24 protein-coding genes are annotated in these 24,495 nt (G+C 70.8%); 9 read left to right on the plus strand and 15 right to left on the minus strand.

Features of this window, described 5'->3' with window-relative positions; genetic code table 11:
• Window positions 1-16: 16 nt before the first annotated feature.
• A complete protein-coding gene (locus GV155_RS16160; protein WP_160009617.1) occupies window positions 17-1,648 on the plus strand; it encodes a glycoside hydrolase family 13 protein in 1,632 nt (543 codons plus the stop codon).
• Between the two features lie 23 nt (window positions 1,649-1,671).
• Here GV155_RS16160 and GV155_RS16165 read toward each other — a convergent pair whose 3' ends face one another.
• From GV155_RS16165 to GV155_RS16190, 6 genes are all read right to left on the minus strand, one after another.
• Window positions 1,672-2,163 (minus strand): MarR family winged helix-turn-helix transcriptional regulator, encoded by a 492-nt coding sequence (locus tag GV155_RS16165; RefSeq protein WP_160009619.1) that lies wholly within the window; start codon window positions 2,161-2,163, stop codon window positions 1,672-1,674.
• Complete coding sequence (locus GV155_RS16170; protein WP_328820812.1) at window positions 2,160-3,920, minus strand: MDR family MFS transporter; 1,761 nt, start codon at window positions 3,918-3,920, stop codon at window positions 2,160-2,162. Before GV155_RS16170 ends, GV155_RS16165 begins: the two co-directional genes overlap by 4 nt.
• A gap of 103 nt (window positions 3,921-4,023) precedes the next feature.
• On the minus strand, window positions 4,024-4,881 hold the full coding sequence (locus tag GV155_RS16175; protein ID WP_160009621.1) for a Sir2 family NAD-dependent protein deacetylase: 858 nt from the start codon (window positions 4,879-4,881) through the stop codon (window positions 4,024-4,026).
• Window positions 4,878-5,147 carry a DUF2277 domain-containing protein gene (locus tag GV155_RS16180; RefSeq protein WP_160009623.1) on the minus strand — a complete coding sequence of 90 codons (270 nt, stop codon included), beginning with the start codon at window positions 5,145-5,147 and terminating at the stop codon, window positions 4,878-4,880. Before GV155_RS16180 ends, GV155_RS16175 begins: the two co-directional genes overlap by 4 nt.
• A 32-nt stretch (window positions 5,148-5,179) precedes the next feature.
• The gene (locus GV155_RS16185; protein WP_160009625.1) at window positions 5,180-5,839 is read right to left on the minus strand and encodes a pyridoxamine 5'-phosphate oxidase family protein; all 660 of its coding nucleotides are present in this window, start codon (window positions 5,837-5,839) and stop codon (window positions 5,180-5,182) included.
• 54 nt (window positions 5,840-5,893) lie between these two features.
• A complete protein-coding gene (locus GV155_RS16190; RefSeq protein ID WP_160009627.1) occupies window positions 5,894-7,786 on the minus strand; it encodes a beta-propeller domain-containing protein in 1,893 nt (630 codons plus the stop codon).
• A gap of 52 nt (window positions 7,787-7,838) precedes the next feature.
• Here GV155_RS16190 and GV155_RS16195 point away from each other — a divergent pair, with 52 nt between their 5' ends.
• Together GV155_RS16195 and GV155_RS16200 are read left to right on the plus strand one after the other, a co-directional pair.
• Window positions 7,839-9,029 carry a saccharopine dehydrogenase family protein gene (locus tag GV155_RS16195; protein ID WP_160009629.1) on the plus strand — a complete coding sequence of 397 codons (1,191 nt, stop codon included), beginning with the start codon at window positions 7,839-7,841 and terminating at the stop codon, window positions 9,027-9,029.
• Between the two features lie 265 nt (window positions 9,030-9,294).
• Window positions 9,295-9,756 (plus strand): hypothetical protein, encoded by a 462-nt coding sequence (locus GV155_RS16200; protein ID WP_160009631.1) that lies wholly within the window; start codon window positions 9,295-9,297, stop codon window positions 9,754-9,756.
• Window positions 9,757-10,493: 737 nt separating this feature from the next.
• Here GV155_RS16200 and GV155_RS16205 read toward each other — a convergent pair.
• The 5 genes from GV155_RS16205 to mobF all read right to left on the minus strand — a co-directional run bounded on the left by GV155_RS16205 (window position 10,494) and on the right by mobF (window position 15,615).
• Window positions 10,494-11,699 carry a tyrosine-type recombinase/integrase gene (locus GV155_RS16205; RefSeq protein WP_160009633.1) on the minus strand — a complete coding sequence of 402 codons (1,206 nt, stop codon included), beginning with the start codon at window positions 11,697-11,699 and terminating at the stop codon, window positions 10,494-10,496.
• A 92-nt stretch (window positions 11,700-11,791) separates the two neighbouring features.
• The gene (locus GV155_RS16210; RefSeq protein ID WP_160009635.1) at window positions 11,792-12,004 is read right to left on the minus strand and encodes a DNA-binding protein; all 213 of its coding nucleotides are present in this window, start codon (window positions 12,002-12,004) and stop codon (window positions 11,792-11,794) included.
• Window positions 12,001-12,258 (minus strand): DNA-binding protein, encoded by a 258-nt coding sequence (locus GV155_RS16215; RefSeq protein WP_160009637.1) that lies wholly within the window; start codon window positions 12,256-12,258, stop codon window positions 12,001-12,003. Before GV155_RS16215 ends, GV155_RS16210 begins: the two co-directional genes overlap by 4 nt.
• 36 nt (window positions 12,259-12,294) lie before the next feature.
• A complete protein-coding gene (locus tag GV155_RS16220; RefSeq protein WP_160009639.1) occupies window positions 12,295-12,792 on the minus strand; it encodes a hypothetical protein in 498 nt (165 codons plus the stop codon).
• 171 nt (window positions 12,793-12,963) lie between these two features.
• Window positions 12,964-15,615, minus strand: a complete 2,652-nt coding sequence (gene mobF / locus GV155_RS16225; protein ID WP_160011486.1) for a MobF family relaxase — start codon at window positions 15,613-15,615, stop codon at window positions 12,964-12,966.
• Window positions 15,616-16,417: 802 nt separating this feature from the next.
• On the opposite strand from mobF, the gene sigK reads away from it, so the two are divergent.
• From sigK to GV155_RS16245, 4 genes are all read left to right on the plus strand, one after another.
• Complete coding sequence (gene sigK, locus GV155_RS16230) at window positions 16,418-17,074, plus strand: ECF RNA polymerase sigma factor SigK (RefSeq protein WP_236554371.1); 657 nt, start codon at window positions 16,418-16,420, stop codon at window positions 17,072-17,074.
• Between the two features lie 426 nt (window positions 17,075-17,500).
• Window positions 17,501-17,974: a MarR family winged helix-turn-helix transcriptional regulator gene (locus GV155_RS16235; RefSeq protein WP_160009641.1), complete on the plus strand. Its 474-nt coding sequence runs from the start codon at window positions 17,501-17,503 to the stop codon at window positions 17,972-17,974.
• Window positions 17,971-18,465, plus strand: a complete 495-nt coding sequence (locus GV155_RS16240; RefSeq protein WP_160009643.1) for a group I truncated hemoglobin — start codon at window positions 17,971-17,973, stop codon at window positions 18,463-18,465. The genes GV155_RS16235 and GV155_RS16240 overlap by 4 nt, the downstream gene beginning before the upstream one ends.
• A gap of 371 nt (window positions 18,466-18,836) precedes the next feature.
• Window positions 18,837-19,145: a putative quinol monooxygenase gene (locus GV155_RS16245; RefSeq protein WP_160009645.1), complete on the plus strand. Its 309-nt coding sequence runs from the start codon at window positions 18,837-18,839 to the stop codon at window positions 19,143-19,145.
• 147 nt (window positions 19,146-19,292) lie between these two features.
• Here the strand turns inward: GV155_RS16245 and GV155_RS21155 are convergent, their stop codons facing one another.
• The gene (locus GV155_RS21155) at window positions 19,293-19,709 is read right to left on the minus strand and encodes a histone-like nucleoid-structuring protein Lsr2 (RefSeq protein ID WP_160009647.1); all 417 of its coding nucleotides are present in this window, start codon (window positions 19,707-19,709) and stop codon (window positions 19,293-19,295) included.
• 198 nt (window positions 19,710-19,907) lie between these two features.
• Window positions 19,908-20,312 (minus strand): NUDIX domain-containing protein, encoded by a 405-nt coding sequence (locus tag GV155_RS16255; protein ID WP_160009649.1) that lies wholly within the window; start codon window positions 20,310-20,312, stop codon window positions 19,908-19,910.
• Between the two features lie 156 nt (window positions 20,313-20,468).
• Here GV155_RS16255 and GV155_RS16260 point away from each other — a divergent pair, with 156 nt between their 5' ends.
• Window positions 20,469-21,173: a VOC family protein gene (locus tag GV155_RS16260; protein WP_236554508.1), complete on the plus strand. Its 705-nt coding sequence runs from the start codon at window positions 20,469-20,471 to the stop codon at window positions 21,171-21,173.
• An 85-nt stretch (window positions 21,174-21,258) separates the two neighbouring features.
• Here the strand turns inward: GV155_RS16260 and GV155_RS16265 are convergent, their stop codons facing one another.
• Both GV155_RS16265 and GV155_RS16270 read right to left on the minus strand, forming a co-directional pair.
• Window positions 21,259-21,645, minus strand: a complete 387-nt coding sequence (locus GV155_RS16265; protein ID WP_160009653.1) for a GNAT family N-acetyltransferase — start codon at window positions 21,643-21,645, stop codon at window positions 21,259-21,261.
• A 311-nt stretch (window positions 21,646-21,956) separates the two neighbouring features.
• Window positions 21,957-22,739, minus strand: a complete 783-nt coding sequence (locus GV155_RS16270) for a class I SAM-dependent methyltransferase (protein ID WP_160009655.1) — start codon at window positions 22,737-22,739, stop codon at window positions 21,957-21,959.
• 299 nt (window positions 22,740-23,038) lie between these two features.
• On the opposite strand from GV155_RS16270, the gene GV155_RS16275 reads away from it, so the two are divergent.
• Complete coding sequence (locus GV155_RS16275) at window positions 23,039-24,493, plus strand: hypothetical protein (RefSeq protein WP_160009657.1); 1,455 nt, start codon at window positions 23,039-23,041, stop codon at window positions 24,491-24,493.
• The last annotated feature ends 2 nt before the right edge of the window (window positions 24,494-24,495 follow it).

Raw genomic sequence — 24,495 nt, forward strand, 5'->3', positions numbered from 1 at the left:
TCGGTAGGCTGCGGTCATGAGCCCTTTGAACGATCCAATCGCTGCGACGACGGGCCGCTGGTGGGAGCACGCCGTGGTCTACCAGGTCTACCCGCGCAGCTTCGCCGACGGTGACGGGGACGGCGTGGGCGACCTGGTCGGCATCACCGACCGGCTGCCCTACCTGCGCGACCTCGGGGTGGACGCGGTCTGGCTCTCGCCGTTCTACCGCTCCCCGCAGCACGACCACGGCTACGACGTCGCCGACTACCACGACGTCGACCCGCTGTTCGGGGAGCTCGCGGACGCCGACGCGATGCTCGCGCGCGCCCACGAGCTGGGTCTCAAGATGATCGTCGACCTGGTCCCCAACCACACCTCGGACGAGCACCGGTGGTTCCAGGCGGCGCTGGCCGCGGGTCCCGGCAGCCCCGAGCGCGCCCGCTACCTCTTCCGCGAAGGCCGTGGGCCGGGTGGCGACGAGCCGCCGAACAACTGGGCGTCGGTCTTCGGCGGCGCCGCCTGGACCCGCGTCGAGGAGGCCGACGGCACCCCGGGCCAGTGGTACCTCCACCTCTTCGACTCCACCCAGCCCGACCTCGACTGGCGCAACCCCGAGGTCGGCGACATGTTCGTCGAGGTGCTCCGGTTCTGGCTCGACCGCGGCGTGGACGGGTTCCGCGTCGACGTGGCGCACGGCCTGGTCAAGGAGGAGTCCCTGCGCGACCAGGTGCTCGCCGAGGGCGAGGTGCCCGACAGCGAGTCCGTGAACTCCGCCGCCACGGCGTCGATGGTCGAGCGCACGCTGCGCGACGAGCCGATGTGGGACCAGCCCGAGGTGCACGACGTCTACCGCCGCTGGCACGAGGTGCTCGCGGACTACGACGGCGACCGGATGACGGTGGCCGAGGCGTGGACCCAGACGCCGGACTCGATGGCCGACTTCGTGCGGCCCGACGAGATGAGCCAGGCCTTCAACTTCGCCTTCCTGCTCGCGCCCTGGGACGCCTCCGCCTTCGCCGAGGTCGTCACCGGCTCGATGGACGCCGTCGGTCGCGTCGGCGCGCTGCCGACGTGGGTGCTCAGCAACCACGACGTGGTCCGCCACGTCACGCGGTACGGCGGGGGCGCCCTCGGCCTGGACCGGGCCCGCGCCGCGACGCTGGCGATGCTCGCGCTGCCGGGCTCGGCCTACGTCTACCAGGGCGAGGAGCTCGGCCTGGAGCAGGTCGACGTGGCCCCGGAGCACCGCCAGGACCCGTCCTGGTTCCGCACCGGCGAGGTCGGTCGGGACGGGTGCCGGGTGCCGGTGCCGTGGTCGGGGGCGGCCCCGCCGTACGGCTTCGGACCGGCCGACGGTCAGCCCTGGCTGCCGCAGCCGGACGACTGGGCCGGTCTGACCGTCGAGGCGCAGCTGGGCGACCCCGGGTCGACGCTGACCTTCTACCAGGCGGCGCTGGCTGCGCGCCGCGAGCACGCGCGCGACCTGCCGGACGCCGTCGAGGCCGGTGCCGACGGCGACGTGCTGCGCGTACGACGCGGGGACCTGCTCGTGGTCCTCAACTGCGGGGACACCGCGGTCGACCTGCCCGCGGGCGAGGTGCTGGTCTCCAGCGGCCCGCTCGACGGGGTGCTGCCGCCGGCGACGACGGCCTGGCTGCGGGTCTGACCGGGACCGGGGTCAGGCCCGGGTCAGGGTCGCGCCGCGTCGCGGACGGCGCGTGCCTGCTCCAGGGTCCGGTTGTAGCGGCTGAGGTCGCCCGCGAACCCGGCCAGCTCGTCGTCGTCCCAGGAGCCGAGGACCTCGTCGAACCACTGGCGACGGTGCTCGTCGACGGCCGACAGGCGTCGGGCGCCGTCCTCGCTGAGCGAGAGCAGCGTGGCCCGGCCGTCGTCGGGGTCGGGGCTGCGGTCCAGCAGCCCGAGGTCGAGCAGGTGCTGGACGTGGCGGCTGACCGCGCCCTTGTCGAGCTCGAGGTGGTCGGCCACCGTGGCGGCCCGCTGGGAGCCGTGGTGCTCGAGGTGGGTGAGGATCCAGTACGCCGCCGGCTGCAGGTCCGGGTGCACCTCGCTGGCCCGCTCGGCCACGACCCGCTTGAGACGCCGGATCAGCGTGGAGAGCTCGCGCTCCAGCGTCCGGGTGGCGGTGGTCCGGTCGGTGCGGTCGGAGGTCCGGGTGCTCATCGCGGGTCATCCTCCCCGGTGGAGGAGCGGTGGTGGCCCACCGGGGCGGCGCGGCGCGCGCCGGCCTCCTCGGGGACGTAGCGCGCGGCGTGGGCGGGGCGCGCGTCCTCGACGGACCCGGTGTCCTCGACGGACCCGGCGACCTCGGCCGCCTCGGCCCGGGCGGTGACCGGGGTCGCGACCGGCTCGTCGTCACGGTCCACGGTGGTGCGCAGCGGCACCTCCTTGATCGCCAGGATGCACAGCAGCGCGATCGCGGCGAACGGCACGGCGACCAGGAACAGGTGGCCGGTGGCCTCGCCGAAGGCCTGCTGGTAGAGGTCGCGGACCGGCGCCGGCAGCGTGGTGATGTCCGGGATCGAGCCGTCGCCCTGGCCGGAGGCGTCGATGCCGAGCCGGGCCAGGCCCTCGCTCAGCTTGTCGCTGACCTGGTGGTTGAGCAGCGCGCCGAGCGCGGAGACGCCGACCGCGCCGCCCATGGAGCGGAAGAACGCGACGGTGGCGCTGGCCGCGCCCATGTCGGCCTGGGCGGTGTTGTTCTGCACCGCCAGGACGAGGTTCTGCATGGTCGCGCCGATGCCGAGGCCGATCAGCGCCATGAAGCCGCCGATCACCCACAGCGAGGTGGTGTCGTCGATGGTGCCGAGCAGGGCGAAGCCGACCGTGGTCAGCAGGGCGCCGGCGACCAGGTAGCGCTTCCAGAAGCCGGTGGCGGAGATGACGCGGCCGGTGACGATGCTGGTGACCAGCAGGCCGCCGACCATGGCGATGGACATCAGGCCGGCCTCGGTCGGGCTCATCCCGCGGGCCAGCTGGAAGTACTGGGAGAGGTAGACGGTGGAGCCGAACATCGCGACGCCGATCATGGCCGAGGCGATCGTGGCCAGGACCGTGGTGCGGTCGCGGAAGAGGCGCAGCGGGATGACGGGCTCGGTGGCGACGCAGCCCTCGACGTAGATCGCGCCGGCGATGACGAGCACCCCGACGGCGACGAGCAGGCCGCTGACGGGCGAGACCCAGTCGTACTGCTGGCCGGCCAGCGAGACCCAGACCAGCAGGATGCTGACGCCGCCGACGATGAGCAGCGCGCCGAGCCAGTCGATGGAGACCTGGCGGGTGATCCGGGGCAGGTGCAGGCGGCGCTGGAGGACGACGAGCGCCAGGGCCGCGATCGGGATCGGGACGAAGAAGCAGCCGCGCCAGCCCAGGGGGCTGTCGACGATGACGCCGCCGATGAGCGGGCCGGAGACGGTGGCCAGCGCGAAGACGGCGCCGATGTAGCCGGAGTAGCGGCCGCGCTCACGGGGGCTGACCATCGAGGCGATGACGACCTGGACCAGCGCGGTCAGGCCGCCGACGCCGAGGCCCTGGACTGCGCGGGCGCCGATGAGGACCTCCATGGACGGCGCGAACGCCGCGATCAGGGACCCGATGGTGAAGATGACCAGGGCCGACTGGACCAGGATCTTCTTGTCGTAGAGGTCCGCGAGCTTGCCCCACAGGGGCGTGGTCGCGGTCATCGTGAGGAGCGTGGCGACGACGACCCAGGTGTAGCCGGTCTGGGTGCCCTCGAGGTCGGCGACGATCCGCGGCAGCGCGTTGGTGACCACGGTGCTGGACACCATCGCCACGAACATCGCGAGCAGCAGGCCGCTGAGCGCCTCGAGCACCTCGCGGTGGGTCATCGCCTTCGCGGCCACCACCGGCGCCTCGGGCGCGGTGGATCCGGAAGCGGGTGGGTCGACCAGCTGGGTCACGTCGTCTCGTCTCACATCGGGTGGAAAGGTTGCTAGCGGCAACTTTATTCCAGATGGTTGACGAGTGCAACCAACGAGACGTGGGTCACGGAGGACCCCACGCTCAGACCAGCGCGGTCAGGAACTCCGTGCAGCCCACGTCGACGGCGTACGTCGCCAGGTCGTCGCCGCGGGTGACGCCCCGGTTGGCGATCACGACCGGGGTGCCGGCCTTGGCCGCGCGGCGCACGAACCGCAGCCCGCTCATCACGGTCAGGCTGGAGCCGACGACCAGCAGCGCACCGTCGTCACCCAGGGAGTCGACGGCGTCGAAGCAGCGCTGCACCCGGGGTGCCGGGACGTTCTCGCCGAAGAAGACGACGTCCGGCTTGAGCACGCCGCCGCAGGTGGCGCAGCTCGGCACCACGAAGCCCGCGGTGTCGTCGAGGTCGACGTCGCCGTCGGGGCGGGTCTCGACCTCGCCCTGCGCCTGCGCCCAGCCCGGGTTGAGCGCGTCCATCCGGGCGTGCAGCGCGGCGCGGGGGGTGGTCTCGCGGCAGCCCAGGCAGACCACCTCGGAGATCCGGCCGTGCAGGGCGACCACGCGGCGCGACCCCGCCCGCTCGTGGAGGCCGTCGACGTTCTGGGTGATCAGCAGGTCCGGGTCGAGCGCGGCCACCGCCCGGTGCCCGTCGTTGGGCTCGGCGCCGCGCATCCGCCCCCAACCGAGGTGGCTGCGGGCCCAGTAGCGTTGCTGGGCCTCCAGCCCGGAGACGAGCTCCTGGTAGGTCATCGGGGTCCGCGCCGGCGCGCCGGGGCCGCGGTAGTCCGGGATGCCCGAGTCGGTGGAGAGGCCCGCACCGGTGAGCACCACCAGCCGCCGCCCGGCGAGCAGGTCGAGCGCCCGGCGCACGTCGGCGGGGTCACCGCTGCGGCGGGCCTCGGTCGGCGCGGTGGCCGCGCCGGGGGTGCGGACGGTCATCGGGCGTAGCGCACGGCCGCCCGGGCGCGCGCCTTCTCGGCCTCCACCTCGCGGTCCTTCGGGGGAGCGGTGGTCACCAGCGCGTCCAGCAGGTGACGGGTGGCGTGCGCGACCTCGGCCACCGCGCGGTCGAAGGCGGCCTGGTTGGCCTGGGACGGCTTGGTCGCCCCGCTGACCTTGCGCACGTACTGCAGCGCCGCCGCGTCGACCTCGTCCTCCGTGGCCGGCGGGGCGAAGTTGTGGAGCGGGCGGATGTTGCGGCACATGCCGCCAGCGTACGTCGGGGCGCGCCGACGGGTCAGGAGTCGCCGGCCGCCAGCCGGGAGGCGTACTGCGACAGGTCGATCGGCCCGCCCTCGGCCTCGGTCCGGCCCTGGTCGGGCCCCGGGAGGACGTCGGCGAAGACGTCGAGCCGCTTCCACGACGGGTACGGCGCCCCGCCGTCGTGGTCCGGGACGTAGGGCGAGCGGTCGGTGCGCTCGTGGCGGTGGACGTAGCGGGCGCAGTTGACGAAGACGCTGTCGACGCGCACCCGGACCACCGACCGCGACCCGGGCCAGCGCTCCTGCAGCGGGTCGTCGTCGTGCACCGTCGCGGTGCCCTGCACGCGCAACCGGTGCGGGGTCTCGAGGTCAATCAGGAGCAGGCCCACCTTGGCGGTCTCGGCGACGTTGCCCAGCGAGAGGAACATGCCGTTGCCGTCGTAGTCCGGGAAGGCCAGCGTGTGCTCGTCGAGGACGGCCAGCACGCCGGGGTCGCCGCCCTTGTAGGACACCGTGGGCTCGCCCCGGCCGTTGACGGTCGAGAGGAAGAAGAAGTCACGGCCGGCGATGAAGTCGCCGTGCTGGTCCAGGTCGACGACGTCGCTGACGATGGCCGCCTCGAGGCGGTCGGCCAGCCGCTCGCTGTCGTGCCGGCGTTGGAGGTCGCGCTGCGCGTCGGTGTAGAAGTCGCTCATCACCGCAGGTCTACCCCGGGACGGTGGGCGCGGGGTTGGTCGTCGCAGGGTCGGTCAGTGCGGGAAGAAGCGCGCACCGTCGCCGGTGACCAGCACGACCCGGTCGTCGGGCAGCGGCACGAGCCGCACCTGGTCGAGGTCGGAGCCGCGGTCCACCCTGGTCGTCGTGCTGTCCATCCGCCCGCCGCCGAGGGCGAGGGTGGAGACCCAGGCGGTGGGGGAGCGCCACCCGCGCTCGACCACGGTCAGCACGGTGCGCTCGCGTGGCAGCCAGGTGAGCTGACGCGGGTCGGTCGCGGCGCCGGCCCGGCTGCCCGGGCCGTACCCGACGACGTCGAGGCGACGCACGTCGGTGAGGTCGGTGACGTCGAAGAGACCGGCCTGTGCGCCCCACCCGCCGCGGCCCTGGGGGCCCTCGCCGATCCCGACCAGCCGCTGCGAGCCGAGCGGGTGGAGGTAGGAGGAGAACCCGGGGACCTCGAGCTCGCCGAGCGCCACCGGCCGGGCAGGGTCGCTGAGGTCGACGGTGTGCAGGGGGTCGACCTGACGGAAGGTCACCAGCACCGCGAGGTCGTCGAACCACCGCACGGAGGTGAGGTCCTCCTGGCGGCCGATCCCGTCCAGCCGTCCGAGCTCGACCAGCGCGCCGCCCCGAAGCTCGAGGGTGACCACGGACGTCGCGTCGGCGGTCTCGACGCTGGCCTCCAGGGCCAGGCGCAGGACGCCGTCGTGCTCGTCGAGGGACCACCGGTCGGCCAGGACGCCCTCCACCTCGGCGCCACCGGCCGGGGTGGCGGTCGTGCCGTCGAGCGCGAACCCGACGACGTGGGTGGTGCCGGTCATGAGCGACGGGGCCGGCAGGTCGGCGCCGTCGAGCATCGAGCCGCACCGGTCGAGGCAGCGCACCGCCGACCAGGCGACGTCCGCCGGACCGCCGGTGGCCAGGAACAGGTGGTCGGCGGACTCGTAGGCCAGGGGCAGCCGTCCCGCGACGGCGACCGCGCCGCCGTCGGCGGCCGGGTCGGCGGCCGTCGTCGCGACCACGGTCGTGGTGCCGAGCGGCAGGTCGTCCGGCACCGCGACGTCGGCGCAGTCCAGGAACGGCTCCGGGTCGCCGCCGGCCGTGCTGCGCGAGGGCAGCCAGGCCTCCACCGGGGCCTGGCGCACCAGCTCCTCGTTGGCCTCCTGCGCCGAGGCGCGACCCAGGCTGCCGCCGGGCACCCGGAAGTCGAGCTCGGGCAGCGCGCTGTCGAGGACGAGTCGGACGACGTCGCCGTGCTGCCGTGCGGAGACGAGGTCGGTGTCGTAGGTGACGTGCTCGGCGACCACCGGAGCGGCGGGGTCGCTGACGTCGAGGGAGAGGACGTGCGTGCTGCTGTCGTCGTGCGCCAGGACCACGAGCGTGTCGCCGGCGAGGAGGAGCTCGGCACGCCCGAGGGTGGCCGGGTCCAGCGCGAGGCCGGACAGCGGCAGCCGGGCGGTCTCGCGGACCGCGTCGCCCGACACGTCGGCCAGCACCACCTCACCGTCGTCGGTGCGGGCGAGCAGTGTGCCGTCGGTCTTCACCGAGTCGGGCTCGTCGACGCCCTCCTCCTGCACGGTGGTGCCGGTCTCGCTGGCCGTCGAGCGGGTCGTGCCGGGGGTGCCGGGCGCCGTCGCGCCGGCCCGGGCGGCGCTGGCGTCGAGGCCGGCGAGCTCCTCGACCGGGAGCGGACCACGGAGCAGCGGCGACCGCGACGAGCGCACCCACCCGCGCGGTCCCACCAGCGGCAGGGCGGCGTCGACGTAGTGGTCGCGCAGGTCCTCGCAGGAGGTGTCCGCGGCCGGCTGCTCCGAGGCGGCGGCGGGCCGGGGCACCGGGTCGGCCAGGGCGGTCCCGGCGGCGAAGGAGCCGGCGAGGGCGAGCAGGGCGACGGGGACGACGACGAGGCGGGGCGGACGGTGCACGAGGGTGTGACGTGGGTGGGCGGGTGCCGGTTCCCTCTGCCACGATGCGGGCATGGCTGACACCTCCGGGACATCCGGCACGCGCGCGTACGACCTGGTCCTCGTCGGGGCGACCGGCTTCACCGGCGGGCTGACCGCGGAGTACCTCGCCCGCAGCGGCCCGTCCGGCCTGCGCTGGGCGCTGGCCGGCCGCAACCCGGCGAAGCTCGAGGCCGTCCGCGCCCGGCTGGCCCGGATCGACCCGGCGCTGGCCGACCTGGACCTGCTGCCCGCCGACGTCGGCGACCCGGCCTCGCTGGCCGACCTGGCCCGCCAGGCCCGGGTGGTGGTCACCACCGTCGGGCCCTACCGGCAGTACGGCGAGCCGCTGGTCGCCGCCTGCGCCGAGGCCGGCACCGACTACGTCGACCTGACCGGGGAGCCGGAGTTCGTCGACCGGATGTACCTGGCCCACCACCGCACCGCCGAGGCCTCGGGCGCCCGCATCGTGCACGCCTGCGGCTTCGACTCCGTCCCGCACGACCTCGGGGTGCTCTACACCGTCGAGCAGCTCAAGGCCGCCGGCCCGGTCACCGTCCGCGGGGTCGTCCGCGCCGGCGGCACGGCCTCCGGCGGCACCTTCCACTCCGCGATGGACGCGATCTCGCGGCCCAAGCAGGCCCGTGACGCCCTCGCCGCCCGCCGCCGCCTCGAGCCCCGCGACCCCGAGCGCTCCTCGCGCGCGGTCGCCGGCAAGCCCCACCGCGACAAGCTGCTGGGCTACTGGCTGCTGCCGCTGCCCACCATCGACCCCCAGGTGGTCGCGCGCAGCGGAGCGGCGCTCGAGGCGTACGGCCCGCGGTTCCGCTACAGCCACTACGTCGGCACCAAGACCCTGCGGTACGCCGCCGGTGGCGCTGCCGGGCTGGCGGCGCTGGTCGCCGGCGCCCAGGTCAAGCCCGTGCGCAACCTGCTCCTCGGCCGGATGAAGCAGGGCGAGGGGCCGGACGAGGCCCGCCGCGAGAAGTCGTGGTTCACCGTCGACTTCATCGGCGAGGGCGACGGCCGGAGCATCCACACGCGGGTCAGCGGCGGCGACCCCGGCTATGGCGAGACGGCCGTGATGCTCGCGGAGTCGGCGCTGTGCCTGGCCCTCGACGACAACCCGTCCGTCTCCGGCTGCGTGACGACCGCGCAGGCGATGGGGCACAACCTGACCGGGCGGCTGCAGGCCGCCGGGATCACTTTCGAGGTCGTGGCCTAGGGGCCGTCGGGGTCCGGTGGCGCAGCGACCTGGTCGTCGGGACCGGGACCGGGTGCTGGTTCCTCGGGGGAGAGGTCGTCCTCGGCGGGGAATCGGGGCATGCGCCGCATCCTCTCGGCCCGGGTGGTCGGCGTGGTCACCCCACGCCGGTCGGTCGGCCCCGGTCGTGCTCGGGTCGGCCTCGGGCAGCCTTGTGCCGCGCGGGACGATGGGGACGACCTGCCGGGGGCCGACCCGGGAGACCGACCCGGAATCGAGTACCCCCGTGCATCACCCCTCCCGCCTGAGCCTCGCCGCGGTGTCGCTCACCGCCCTGCTCTCCCTGTCCGCGTGCGGCGGCCAGGACGAGCCCTCCGCCGCGGACCCCGCTGCCTCCGACGGCTCGTCGTCGGAGGCGTCCTCGACGCCGAGCCCGAGCCCGTCGGAGGGCGGTGGCCGCGGAGACACGTCGGCGACCCCGGTTCCCGAGGCCGACCTCGCGGTCGAGATCGCCGGCGACGACATCAGCCCCAACGCCGCGGAGCTCGAGGTGGGGGTCGGCGACTCGATCACGGTGAGCGTGGAGTCGGACCGGGCGGGCGAGCTGCACGTGCACTCGACGCCGGAGCAGTACGTCGAGTTCGAGGCCGGCGAGATGACCCAGGAGCTGACGTTCACCACGCCCGGCACGGTCGAGGTCGAGGACCACGACACGGGTGACGTGGTGGCGTTCGTCGACGTCCGCTGAGTGCCGGTACGCCTGGCCTCCCAGGCCGGAGCCGCTCGTGGGTGTCGAGGGTGCTGCGTGTGACGGCGTCGTGGCAGGTGGTCTCCGTCGACTCGCGATCTGGTGCCACCTGCTGACACCGGATCACGACCTGACCGGCCCCGCGGCGTGCCTGGTCTCGTGACACTCGCTGGCGCTCGCTCCTCGACCGCCGGAGGCGGCGGGGTGGCAGTCGTGAGTGCCGGCGTCGGTGGTCCGGCCGGTGGGTGGCGCTGGCGATTAGCGGGTCACGGCGATGTACGAGCCCGCCTCAGGGGTGGCTTTGGTCGGGACTTCGGTCCGTAGCGTGGCAGGTGCGCGGTCACCCTGCCCCGGGTGGTGCACCACTCGCTCCGAGGTGGTCGACGCGTTCGTGGCCTGATTCAGACTCACACCTGCTGGACCAGGCCACGATCCCCAGAGTGACGTGCCGGGGGATCCGCGCGGTCCCCGGTGCGCGACTGGAGCGGCGGCTCGTGGACGGCGTACGCGGTGGAGCGTGCGCACGGTGTGCACCAGGGAGGTGCCCCAGGCAGGAGTCGAACCTGCGACCTTTCGCTTCCCAAAGGCGCATCTCACGGCACATCATCAGAGGTCGTTCTGTACCCAGATCTTGGCTGTGTGAGCGGGATTGGCCGCTATCGAGGGTCACCACGCTTCATCCGGGATCGAGGCACTTCAGGCTCAAAGTGGGGAGCAAAGTGGGTCACGGACCGGCGTCAGAGATGGATCGCCAGGTCGGACTTGTCGCCCTCGAAATCTCGTCCGAGGTAGACCCGTGCGGTCATCGCGGGGTCGGAGTGCCCGAGCTGGTCGGCGATCCGGACGATCGGAACGTTGGCCTCGTGCAGCAGGGTGGCCACGGTGCGTCGGAAGGTGTGCGGTACCGCCCAACCGAAGCCGGCGGCGTCGAGGACCTCGCGGACAGCATGGTTGCTGTTGGACTGGTCCCACCGTTGCTCGTTGTTCCCGAGGAGAGCCGGTGCGGCGAAGATGAGTCCGTCGGCGCCGACCCGCGAGGCACGGGCGTTGAGCCGGGTCTGCAGCCAGTCGGGCAGGTTGACGACGCGGTCGGAGCTGCCGGACTTGGTGCCGCGGATCCGGCAGGCCCCGGTGGTCGGGTCATAGTCGCTCCAGCGCATTGATCTCGCCTCGTCGATACGGGCGCCGGTGCCTGCGAGGAACGCCACCAGTTCGGCGGTGGTCTCGCGTCGCCTGACCGATCGCGGGTCCAAGTTCGCCTGCCGGGCCCGTTCGTCGCCGCAGGCAACGACGTGGTCTCGTTCCTCGCGGGTAAACGCCCGGGTTCGATCCCGCAGGTCGACGTTCGGGTTCTGCGACTTCGTCGCACGGACCTGACGCATCGCGTTGCTGGTCAGGACGCCGCTGTCGACGGCGAAGTTGAGGATGTTGGAGATCACGGACCGGGCGAGCTTGGATGCCCCGGTGCCGCGCCGGTCGGCCAGGGTCTGCAGGAAGATGCGGAGCCGCTGGGGGTCGTTGGCTTGCTCGAGAGTGAGACCGCGCATCGAGGAACTGTCGGCGTCCACATGCCGGTCGAAGCTGCTGGTGTAGTCAGCGATCGAGCGTGGCGCCAGGCCGGAGTCCGCGCGCGCCGCCTGGGCCAGCCAGACCCGGCCGGCGTTGACGAACGGGGTGGTCCTGCTGATCGTCTGACCGCTTGCCCCTGGTTGCCGCAGTCGCTCGACCAGCCGGACTTCGCAGCCCTTGATCGCCGCGTGCTTGGTCCGGGCGACCGCCGAGACCTCGCGGCGTACCCCGTCCCAGCCTCGGAAGTAGACACGAGCACGGTGACGGTCGGCCCGGCGCGGGTTCGGTGCGGTGACCCAGCGCCCGGCATGGAGGACCTGAGGGGTCGTCTCGATCTCCCCGTGCTCACCCAGGCCGAGTGCCCGCCGGACCATCGATGCCTCCGTGTTCTGTGGCGTTCCCAGGTCGCAAGTGTGCGTCGACGCACCGACAGGCGCCCCGTCCCTCCTCGATGCCTGTGGAGGAGTCAGCAGGGAGAGACGTAGTGGTCATTCTCGTAGGCGACGACATCGGTGAACCTGTAGGCGACGCGGCTGCCAATCTTGAGATAACCGATGCCTTCGCCGTGGTGGCGGAGGTTGGCAAGGTGACCGGTGGTGACGCCCCAGCGGTCGGCGAGCTGGGCGGGGGTCAGCAGGGTGCGGTGTCCTGCCTCCTCCGCAATGACATGTTCGGTCATGTCGCTTCCGTTCGGTCGGTCTCGGTGCGCCCAGAGGGGTGTTCGGCGGTCATGGCGGCGCGAAGGAATCGGCGGGCTTCGGCGACGGTGACGTAGAGCCTTCCGCAGCCGTTGAACCGTGCCCAGCGGGGTCCGATGCCGCGCTGGCGCCAGTCGCGGACGGTGCGTTGCGGGGTGTGGATGAGGTCGCAGAACTCCTCGAAGGTGAGAAGAGCGTTCTCGTGCCAGTCGTCGGGGATGTGGATCGGGTTCACGGTGGTTTCCTTGGTGGGTGGGGTGGTTCTGATGGGTCAGCGGTACGGGCCACGAGGCCCCGGCGCCGGCGAGTGCGGGGCGTCGCGCTCCTCGGGGCGCGGTCGCGATCGGGTGGTCGGCTGGTCGTAGTCCTCGGGTGGGTTGGCGCGGATGTGCGCGGCCTCGTTGCGCGCGGCATTGAGGTGCCGGTAGGCCTCTCGCAGGGGCTGGTCGAGCGCGTCGAGGTGCGCCCGTGCGGTGGCAACGGCGACGTCTGGGTCGGTGGTGGACGTCATTCCGTCCATCGACAGCTCCCAGATGGACTGTGACCGGTCGAGCACGAGGGCGAGCCGTTGAGTCACCTGAGGCAGCGTGGCCACCGTATTCGCGAGGTGGGCCAGAACGACGTCCACGTCGGCCGGCGTCGCGGCGGGGTTGCTGGCCAGCTGGTGGACGAGACGGATGACGGCGTTGTCAGCATCGGCGGCGCTCTGCGCGAGTGTTGCTCCAGGCTCGTCGGTCGGGCTCCCGCCGTCTCGCTGGGTGGGGGTCATGAGTGTCCTCTCCTGGTCGGCGCGTGGGGGCTCTCACCTGACGTAAGGCGGTGAGGGGCTCTTGGCGATCACTGACGACGGACTTCTTCGGGTTCGGTTGGTCACCTAGGACGGCGGTGAGGTGTTCGGCGATCACCCGCGCGGCAGTTCGTCACCGTTCGGTAGTGGTCGTCATCTGCCAGGGCCGCGTGAGGGCCGGCTCGACGGGGTGAACGGGACCTCGACCAGACGGCGGGGCCGGTCCGGGCGGTCGGTGCGCTCGGACGGCATGACACGCGGTCCGTAACGGTCGATCGCCTCGAGTGCGGCCTCCCGGGCGTGAGCGGGTCCGAGGTCGGCTCGGTCTCGGCCGAATGTGTCGACCCACTGGGCGCGGGCGTCGTTGACGGACTCGGCGACGAGGTGGGCGGTGTTGTGGTGGCGGCCGCGGGTCATGGCGACGTAGGCAGAGGCGGCGCCGGTGGTCTCGCTGAGGAGGAAGTGTGCCCGGTCGACGGTCTCACCCTGGGCGCCGTGGACGGTGGTGGCGTAGCAGAGCTCGACGTGGGCCTCGGCGTACGCCGCGTGGAGGGTACGGCGGCCGCGGCGGCCCTCGATGTCGAGGTGGCCGTGCTCCGTGATGCCGGTGACGGTCCACTGGTCGCGGTTGGCGACGTCGAGGTCGCGGTCGTTGCGGCGGGTGCTGACGCGGTCGCCGACGGCGATACGGGCCCCGGAGCTGGTGGTGAGGTGATCGCCGGTCTCGACGGTGCCGGCGGTGACGCGCCGGTCGCGGACGGCTGCGTTGAGGTCGGCGACCTGCTCGCGGGTGTCGGCGACGACGAGGTCGCCCGGTGATGCGGCGGCGAGGTCGGTGACGGCAGCGAGGCGTTCGACGTCGGTGGGGTGGATGACGATTGCACCGCGCTGGAGGAGCGCGTTGAAGACCTCGTCGGCCCGCTGGCCGGTGCGCATCTGGAGGGTGAGCTCGGCGTAGGCGGGGTCGGCGAACCGGTGTACGGCGTCGAGCGTCAGCCGGTCGTCCTCGGCCGCCCACCGGCTGGCGTGGTCGAGGACGCCGCCGCGCCCGACGGCAGGGAGCTGATGACGGTCGCCGACGAACGCGACGCGGGCGCCGGCTTCGTCGGCGATCGTGAGGAGCGCTCGGGCGGTGTCCTGGTCGAGCATGCCGGCCTCGTCGACGAGCAGCAGGTCGCCCGGGATGAGGCGGGCGAGTCGGTCGGGTGCGGACCGCCCGGAGTCGTCGCGGGACCAGAAGCCGTCGTCGTCCCAGCGGAACCCGTGCTGGTGGGCCAGCCAGGCGGCCGAGAACGCCGGCGTGGCGAGCTGGTCGGCGGCGACCTGTGCGGCCTTGAGGGTCGGGGTGACCACGACAAGGCGGTGCCGCATCTCGATGAGCTCACGTGTCGCGCGGAGCGTGGTGGTCTTGCCGGCGCCGGCGGCTCCCTCGACGACGGTGAGCCGAGCGGTGCCGGCCAGCGCGGCGGCGACCCGACGTTGGGTGTCGTCGAGCCGGATGCCGGCGACGACGTGTCCGACGGTGGCGGCCCGCCCGGGCCTCAGGCCACGTGCGGCGAGGCGGTCGACGAGGTCGGCCTCGACGTCGAGCACGGTGCGGGACGTGAAGGCACGAACATGCTCGGGTACGTCGGCGCGGTCGAGCAGCGGTCGGCAGGTGGCGACGGTTCGGGCGGTGAGGTCCTCGGCGAGCTCACGGCGTACGGCTGGATCGGTCACGACGTCGACGGAGGCGATGATGCGCTCGACCTCGCCGCGGACGTCGGCGGCGTTCCAGCTCGAGCGCCGGGCGCCGAGCCGGGAGACGACGAGCTGGGTGACGGCGTCGCGGTTGATCCGTGCGATGGCCGCCGGGTGCAACGGGGCCGGCTTCGACGGCGCGGCGAACCCGAGGTCGCGCAGCTCGTCGACCCACCGCGCCGCGAGCTGCTCGCCGCTTTGAGGGACGACCTTGTCGGGTCGGGCGTGGGCCCACGCGCGTCGGTCCCAGCTGCGGCGCAGCTGAGGCCCCGGCTGCTGGTCCGGGTGCTCGCGGCGCCACTGGGCTTCGTAGCGGTCGACGTTGCGTCCGATCTGTGCCGCGCGGGCGCTGAACGCGCCGGCGTACGGCGCGAGCTCGCGGACCTCGCCGGTGGCGGGGTCGAGCGTGTAGCCGTGGGCGGCGAGCGTCTTGCGCAGCTCGGGGTCGCACATGACAGCGGCGTGCCCGATGCCGTTGACGGCCTCGATGGAGTCGACGATGCCGACCGAGTGAAGTCCGCGCCACCGGCCACCGGCCAGCACGCGCGCGTTGAGCTGGAGGTGCAGGTGACGGTGTGGGTCGCCGGCGCGTGAGGTGTAGTGCCGCACGACCGCGGCCTCGACCTGGTCGACGGGCACCTGCACCTGTCGGCCACGCGGCCCGACGCGGGTCGTGGCGTGCTCGGCGACCCAGCCGATGATCTCGTGGGCGGCGTGTTCCTGGGCGGCGTCGTATGCGTCGGCGACGGCCGGGTGTAGCGACGCCGCGAGCGACCACGTCTTGGGTCCGTTGACGACGACCTCGACGAAGCGCAGCCCGTGCTCGCCGGTGCGCAGCCGCCCTTTCGGGCGACCGGTCTCGACGTCGTACCCGGCGACCCACTGCTCGTAGCCGTCACCGTCGAGCGTGCCGGCGACGCGGACGGAACCGGCCCCGGCGACGTACCTGGTGGCGACGCCGGTGCCCTCGGCGAGGTAGTAGTCGTCGACGCGCGACCGGTCGGCCTCGACGTAGGTGCGCGCGGCCGCGGCTGAGCCGCGGTAGAACTTCACGCCGCCGTGCATCGCCACGTTCCTCCCCTCGGGGCCTCGTCACTACTCGTCAATTAGCATCGAAATGACGCTCGGCCCGCCCCTGGGGGGACGGGCCGAGCTGGTGGTTCTACCGAACTTCGTAGCATGCGTGCCGCTCAGTTTTGAAGGCTGATGAGCTGTTCGAGCGGGTGCAGTTCGCGGACTCGTCACTGGTCGTCAAGCGATCAACTCGCGCGCAAAGATCGCGAACAGAAGCTTGGTTCGCTGAAGCGTCTGGCTAGGCGATTGATCCGCCGGTGGTGGCTGGTCAAGCAACGGCGTCCGGGCGCTTCCCCGGGTAATCGCCGTCGATCGTGCCGATCCACTCGCGCACCCTTCTCGGGCTCGCAACACTGCACGGGGGAACTGGCCCCGCATAGCCTCCCCGTCCCGGACGGTCCTCCGGACGGGTCTTCCGGAACGCGCGGCGCCCAGCACGGCCGTTGACCCGGGAGGGATCCCTTGGGGTTCCTCGGGCGGAACCCTATTTTGGCGAAGGCAGCCTCGGAGGGTTTGCTAGGTTCGTTCAGGTGCGCGTTTGTCCGTCCAGGGTTGACCGAGGACGTCGACTCCTGCGTGTTCCACCCCCAGGAACAAGGTCAACGCCGCCCGCTCGGCCGACCCCGAAGCGACCGGCCCTTGGATCCAGGCTCCAAGCCTGCGCCCACCGACCTGCGGGTGGGCCCCACCCGGCTGCCTGTGTCGCCCGCCACCCGCCGCCTGCCGGGACGTGTTCCGGTGCCTATTGCCTCGTTCCTGCGCCGCCGTGTTGGTTACGGGGCACCATGGGCTGGTGAGCACCCTCGAGCCCTTGGACGGCGTCATGTCCTCCATGGAGCTCTCCCCGTCCGGCTTCCCGACTCCGGTTCCACCGGGCCCGGTCACCACCGCCGAGCTGGGAGCCCTGCTCAAGCAGGCCGCCCGCGGCGACGACCAGGCCTTCGGCGCCTTCTACGACGCCACATCCTCGCGGGCCTTCGGGCTCGCGCTGCGGGTGGTCCGCAACCCGGCCCAGGCCGAGGAGGTCGTCCAGGAGGGCTACCTCGAGGTCTGGCGCACCGCGACCAGGTTCGACCCCGACCAGGGCAGCGCCATCTCCTGGTTGCTCACTACCGTGCACCATCGTGCGGTGGACCGGGTCCGCTTCGCCGAGGCGGCCACACGTCGCGACGAGAATTACCACCACCAGAACCACACGGTCCCCCACGACTCCACCGCCGACGAGGCTCACGCCTCGTTCGAGGCGCGACGGGTCCGCGGGGCACTGCGTACGCTGACCCCGATCCAGCGCGAGGCCCTCGAGCTGGCGTACTTCGGTGGCTACACCCACACCGAGGTTGCCGCCATGTTGGACCTACCGATCGGGACTGCTAAGTCCCGTATCCGTGACGGTCTTATCCGGTTGCGTGAAGCACTGGAGGCGGGCCGGACGCCAAGAGGTGCAGCCTGATGACCGAGCTGCGCGCGGTCGGACACCGACGTGATCGGCGCTAATCCTTCCCGCTCGGGGCCGACGGGCCCCTGCTCGGCTCTTGCGCCGCGGTTCGAGGTAGGCGCCACTTGATCGCAGTGGCGCGCTCCGCGGCCTTGGAGTGAGCGGCCAGGGCCCGCGGCCGGCACTGCGCCTAAGCAGTGGCCAAGGCCCCCACTAGCAACGTACCTCCGTGGACGACTACAAGCCCCGCCGTGCGGGCCGGTCCCGGTCGACAAGGTGGCCCGCGGTCCCTGAGCGGAACGATGGGCCTGGTCGTCGACGTGACATGGGCCCGGCGCGGATACCCGCGATTTCGTGGGGGTGCGGCCGGACGCTGATCGTTGCCGATCCCTCACCCGTGAGTTACTTTCGTCACACCGAGGGGCACGGGTGGGGGTGAGGATGGGCGGGGCAAGCACGGTTCGGGTCGAGGACCAACTCTGCTTCGCGGTTTATGCCGCCTCCAACGCCGTCGTGCGGACGTACCGGCCACTGCTGCGCGACTTGGGGCTGACCTACCCGCAGTACCTGGCGCTGATGGTCCTCTGGGAGGACGACGGACTGTCGGTGCGCCAGGTCGCCGATCGGCTGCAGCTGCCTGCCAATGCGCTCACTCCGCTGCTGGTGCGGCTCGAGCAGTTGGGCTTCCTGTCTCGCGTTCGCGATCCCCGGGACGGTCGGATCGTGCGTGCGCGGCTGACTTCCGCGGGCCGTCGTCTCGAGGTGAGGGCTGCGGCGGTGCAGCAGCAGGTTGTGTGCCGCACCGGTCTCGACGACGTGAGTCTCGCGGCCCTCCGCACGCAGCTCCGTTCTCTCGCAGACCACATGGCTGCGTCGGCGTCGTTGAAGGATCCCATCGAAGGAGACACAGCATGACCTCCACTCCCGCACCAGCCGCTGCTGCAGGACCTGCAGAGGCCCACCTGCCCGACACGCGCCGACTCGCTCCCGAGGCAGACCCGGCGACCGCACCTGAGGCAAAGGCCGGCGACGCCACGCTCTACGAGCGCCTCGGCGGTTGCTACGGCATCGCCGGTGCTGTCGACATCCTGGTCGACCGCCTGTTCCAGAACGTCAAGGTCAACGCCAACGACATGGTCCACCAGCACCACGGCAACCCAGCCAACGCCGCCGGCTACAAGTGGCTCGTGACGTCGTGGTCGATCGAGGCAGCCGGTGGCCCACGGTGCTACATCGGCCACGGCATGGACATCGCCCACGAACACCTAGCCATTGACGAGGCCGGGTTCAACGCAGTTAGCAAGGAGATCGAGGCCACCCTGGACTTCGTCGGCGTCCCAGAGCCCGAACTGCGAGAGTTCATGGACATTATCGAGAACTACCGCGCAGAGGTCGTCCAGGCCTGACCCAGGAAGCGGCTATGTCGCGTGCCCTAGTCCCACCGGGTCACGCGACCTGATCGCCGACCTGACCGCCGGTAGGTCTTGCCAAACTCCAGCAGCGTCGTTGATGCAGTCAGGAAGCGGGCGCGCCGACGGTGCCCACTCATGCGGGATCTGGTGTCCGCGGAATGTGCCAGTACGGGATCGGTCACTAGCAAACTCCGGGATCCCGTCGAGGCGACCATCAGGTGATTGCCGTCGATGAGCCGCGGACCCTGCGGTCCAGGGTGGGCTTGCGGGGGCGACCAGAGGGTACGAAGTCTGCGTGGGCTGCCGGGACCCAGGTCCGACGCCGGCGCCGGACCTGTGTCGGTGGCTGGTGACAGCATCGCGCAATGACGCAGTTCGCATTGATCATCCGGCACCAGACCCGACCCGGCCTCAGGCACGACGTTCGCGAAATCTGGGAGGCCCACATGGCTCCCGCCGTCGACGCCAACCCCGGCCACCTCGCCTACTTCTACTGTCTCGACGACAACGATCCTGACGCGATCAGCGCCTTCCAGGTGTACGACAGCATCGAGTCGTCGCGGCGCTTCCTGGAGACCGAGGCCTACGCTGGCTACCTGCGCGACGTGGAGCCACTGCTGTCTGGCCCGCCGCATGTCACCGCGCTGACGCCTGTCTGGGTCAAGCGAACATAGCGACGTGCCCGCGTCGGGGCTGGCCCGTCCGGGTTCCACTCGCGGGCGGACCGTTCGCAACCTGCCACACAGGCTCGCCGGGCGCCGATCCTGTTGTGGCACGCTCCGCGAGCCGATCCGCTTCCGGGTCACCGCCGCCTGCAGCACCTAGGCGCCGTGAGCCGCCTGATACCGCTTTCTGACCTCGGCAGCGATTCGACCTCGGTCGGACACTTCGATGCCCTCGGTCTTGGCCCATGCGCGGACTGTCTTGGCTGTCGGAACGACACCCGGTGTCTTTGTGACTGTGCTGCGCGGAAGGGGCGGCTTGCCCCTTGGACGGGCGGCTGCGAGTACGGGGGAGAGCAGCTTGTTTAGCGCTCTGGCGTCTCGGGCTGAGAGGTCGATCTGGTAAGCCGCCCCGCGGTAGGAGAAGTCGAATGTCTGGGTGGCGCCATCAGCGTCGTCGGCAACCAAGCGTTCGACCAACACCTGGGTGAGGAACACGCCACCCTGCACGAGGCGATGAACATCCTGGCCAATGACTTGAGACGCCTTCAGCCAGGTATGAGGGGAAGCAAGCATGGTGGTGTTGAGCGTGCCAGACCTGGCGTCGAGAGGGCCAATTCCGGCGGGATTCAGGTGGGTGCCTGGCCCTGGAGGTGTTTCCGGCGTAAGTGGAGTGCTCGAACGCCCCGCTCGACAGTCACCGGACGCCGTTAGGGCACCGGGACGTCTTCCGCCCGGCCGGGGCGCGGTCCCACGCTGGTGCCGCGCGTCGGATCAGCTGTGGTGGCTTCGTGTCGCGTTCGTCAGGGCCGTGCGAACGAGTTCGTGGGCGGGAGGAGGCAGCTCGTCGAGGCCGAACCACCCGAGGTCGTCGTGTTCCTCGGGAGCGACGTTCGCTGGCGTTCCCTGCCAGTCACGCACCAGCCAAGCACTCAGGAGCACCGGCTCCTCCGCGGGCCCTGCGGTCACCCGACACAGATGAGACGCAGAGTCCGTCGAGATCCACACGCCGAGCTCCTCGTGCAGCTCCCGCGTGAGGGCGGCCAGCTCCGACTCGGCGGGCTCGACAACCCCACCGGGCAGGTCCCACACGTCAGGGTAGGCACGCTTGTCCGGCAGCCGATGCACGAGGAGGACCCGACCCCCACGAACCAGCGCGCCGACGACGACTTCATGCATACGTCTACGACAGCACGGACCTCCGACAGGGGACGTCCACCGTTGCCGCGCTGCGGGCTCCGCCCGACGACCGCTGTGTCCTGTGCCGGTCGGCGCGCCGGCTGCCCCGGATACTCGATTGACGCGGCGCGAGCGCGCCGGAGAATGGCAGTCATGGTGTGTGAGTTGATCGCCCTGACCGTCGTCTCACCCGATCCGGAGGGTCTTGCCGGGTTCTGGGGCGGCCTGCTCGGCCAGGCCGTCACGATCGAACGGGGCGCACCGTCCCTCTTGGCGCTGTCGGAGGTGGGATTCGGTCTGCGGTTCGTTGCTGGTGCCGCCGAGAAGTGGGGTCCCAACCAGATGCATCCCGACCTGAGACCGACGTCGCTCCACGAGCAGGCGTCCACGGTCCATCACGCGCTCGAGCTGGGCGCACGGCACCTGGATGTCGGCCAGGGCCCGGACGCCGAGCAGGTCGTCCTGGCCGACCCTGACGGTAACGAGCTGTGCATCCTCGAACCCGGGGGCAGTTTCCTCGCCGGCTGCCCGTTCTTCAGCTCGTTGGCCGGCGACGGCCTGGCAGAGGTCGGCTACTTCTGGCGCGATGCGCTGGGCTGGAGCCTCGTCTGGGACCAGGACGGCGAGACCGCGGTGCAGGCACCCACTGGAGGCCCGAAGCTCACCTGGGGTGGCGAGCCGGTAGCGCCCAAGTTCGGCAGGAACCGTCTCCATCTCGATCTCACGCCTTCCGCCCCCTCAACCACCGCTGCCGAAGTAGAGCGCTTGTCGGCGCTAGGGGCCAGTCGCGTCGACGCCGGCTGCGCGGACGGGGTAGGCATGGCGGACCCCGGGGGCAACGAGCTCTGCGTCGTGGGGTGACTGCCTCGCGACGGTGGCCGATTCCCGACACCGCGAGCCGATCGTTATTGGGCACTTGGCGTTCTCGGGCGCTGTGCCAGCCGTGTCACGCGACGACGCGGCGGTACTCCAGGATCGGGACAACGGCGCCACCGACTTCGTGCGAGCCAGCCGGCCCGCACACGCGCCACCCGTTGCGCCGGTAGAAGGCCTGAGCGCGTTCGTTTCCCTCGATCACGTGCAGGCGCGCTTCGACCACCCCCCACTGGCAGAAGGCGTCGATAACCGCATTCATCAAGGCCTGCCCCGCTCCAGTGCCCTGTTGTTCGGGAAGAACGTGAATCGCATTGAGTTCCGCGTCCGACTCTGGGCCGAGCTGGGCGAGTGCAAACCCGACGACAACACCGTCGTGCTCGACGACGATCCCCGCGTGCTGCTCGGGCAGGCCGGCGAGGCGCGCCCTCCACACCGTCGCCTGCTGCTCGGGCGTCACTCGGGCGAGGGCATCGGCCGCCCCAGCCCGGCGTATGCCTCTTGCCGACTGCGGGAATGTACCCAACAGATCTGATCGAGATCGGCGGGCATCCAGCGGCGTACGGTCTGGATTTTCGGCACAGACCCATCATGCCGTCGGGGGTCCGCAGGCGGATTGGCTCGTGGAGCGCGAGGCTAGAGCGGTCGTTGAGATGGTCACGGCGGCAGACGGTTCCGCTGTGGTGGAGGCGATGTGACGCCGTCGAGGGCTGTGGTCCTCGCGAATGACACGGTCGCCGGCACCCTGCGTACCTGTTCAACAGCGAGCGATTATTCGACTTCAGACCGCCGGGCGAGGTGCACGGTGATGTCGGCGACGAGATCGAGATGGTCGGGCAGCACAGAGCTGATCACGGAGAGGACCTCGCTCCGCTGGTCGGTGGGGAGGACGAGGTAGGCCGAGATGGTCGATAGATGGCCTATGAACTCTCCGGCGGCGATCGTTGCCCGCCGCTCGATCACGACCTGGTTGACGTCGGTGAACCAGTCCGAGGCGGCCATCTCGGTCCCCGGCCACTGAAGTTCTGCATCGGCAGGGGTCCCATCGGGGCTGGGGATGTCGTCGTCGGCGACGTAGGGCTCGCGTACCCGCCTGACCTCTTCGCTCAGCTGCTCGTCGGCGATGTGGAGCGGTCCACCGAACGAGGCGACGACACCCCCGGGTGACAACAGGGCAGCGATCTTCGGCCAGCGGGTTGCTGGGTCGGTCCAGTGCAGTGCCGCGGCTGCGTAGACGAGGTCGAAGTGGCCGTGAAGGTCGGCGCTCTCGAAAGTGTCCAGGAGCGTCTGAACGTCGCCGCTGATGTTGCTCTCGAGCTGGGCAAGCATCGCCGGGTCCGGTTCGAGTGCGGTCACCTCGAGACCTGCTGCTGCGAACAGACGGGTGGCCTTACCGGTACCCGCACCGATCTCGAGGGCGGACCGCACGGGCCGCGTCGCATGGCTAACGACTTGATCGACGATCTGTGCTGGATATCCGAGTCGGTACCTGTCATATCCTGCGGCCGCAGAACCGAAGGTGAGACCGCGAATTGGCTGATTCGTGGAATCCATGGAGATCACGGTAGTGCCGCCTGGGATGTTGCGGGCACCGCGTGGACGTTCTGTCCCAGGCCCGCCCGTCCAAGGTGACTCGGTCTGCGCACAGTGAGCGAGGAGAATGACTCCCGAGAAGCGACATCCCGCAGCCCTTCGTCTTGTGGCGCGCGCCGCGTGACGTCCCCTGGAGCGTTCCGTTGGAGTTCGTCGGGGCACTGGCCGCCTTCGCCGGGTGATGGAGTAGCCGAGTTGCCCTGACACCGCCCAGCTGCGCTGGCCCACGGACTGTCGGCGCCGTCGGTCAAGATGTCCAGATGAGGGATGAGGACTTCATTGCCCGTGTGCGCCGGCACAAACCGAGCGCGCTGCTGCCCTTAATCGCCCAGTTCGCATCGACGCGAATTCTGTCGGACGATTGGATGAAGAATGGGCAGCGCGGGTTCGGTTCGCCATGGGCCCTCGCGGAAATCGCCCGGGTCAGCCTTGCCTACAGCAATGAGCATCGAAAACACGCGACATTTCAGGACTTGATCGCGTGCAACGACGCCTACAACGAACTTGACGACCCAGAGATGGTCAAGGGTTTCAACGGACCCGTGGCCGGGTTCTTCCTGAGGATGTGTGAGCAGCTCGAGTATCAATTGCCGGCCCGCCACGAGATGACACGCGCCCTCGCGCTCTTCAAGTTTACCGAGCCAAGGCGACCCCTGCGGGTCGTCCGCGACGGATGGGACACCGAGCTCCTCGGAGTCGATCTCGTCAGCTACATCGCCGCAGGTGAGATGCTGCACTTCGCAGCGAAGCCAAATCAGGGCAGGTTCAATCCCAGATGGCTCGACCAGCCCAACTTCGACTTCATCCGCGACGTCATCGACCCCGATCTCTTGCGGACCGCCTGGAACCGCAACTACGTCATCGACGCCTCAGAGTTCGCAGCCCAGAACGCAAGACCACGTCCGTCAATTTGGCGCAGGTACGGGCACAACGCGCTGCTGAGCCGGCCCGTAGTAAGGGGGGTCCACGAGGACTGGCTCATCCCCGTTCCCGGGCTGATCGTGCGGCGCCTCAGCCCGCTCGGCCTCTATTACGCCGGGGTCGAACATTGGGGCAAGGCCTTCGCCGATGATCTCGGCGACCTGTTCGAACCCTACGTCGGCTCGCACCTGCGCCTCCTCGGCACGGACGTGATCGAGCCCGGGTTTACCTACGGTCGTGACAAACACGAGACCGTCGACTTCATCGTCACCCTCCCCGAGGTGATCGTCCTCGTCGAGGTGAAGTCCGTTCGGCCCACAGCCGCCGTCCGCGCCGGCAATGAAGACGCACACGTAGAGTTGAAGCGGATGCTCAGCAAGGGGGTCAAGCAGATCGAGCGAGCAGACCGGCTCATCGACGAACACCACCCGGCATTCGCTCACATCCCACGCGATCGCCCGCGCGTCGGACTGCTCGTGACCCTTGAAGACTTCCACGTCCTCAATAGCGCATTCCATCGACCGCTGCTCGACCGCGAGCGCCCCGACTTTCCTATCGGTGTGGCTTCGGCGGGAGAGATTGAGCACTGGGTGACGGTAAAGGACGTGACTCCTGGTCAGGTCATTCTCGATGCGCGCGCTGAGCGAGAGGAACATCCCTGGCCAGTGGGTGCTGGCGTCGCGCTCAAGCAGCAGTTGTACGGACGCAAACATCGACAGAACACGATCGTCGAGAAAGCGTGGTCGGCCGGGCCATGGCAGCAACTGGCGGCACGGGACCGGGACGGCGGATAGGT

The organism is Nocardioides sp. AX2bis (genome assembly GCF_902506435.1).
Classification (GTDB): domain Bacteria; phylum Actinomycetota; class Actinomycetes; order Propionibacteriales; family Nocardioidaceae; genus Nocardioides.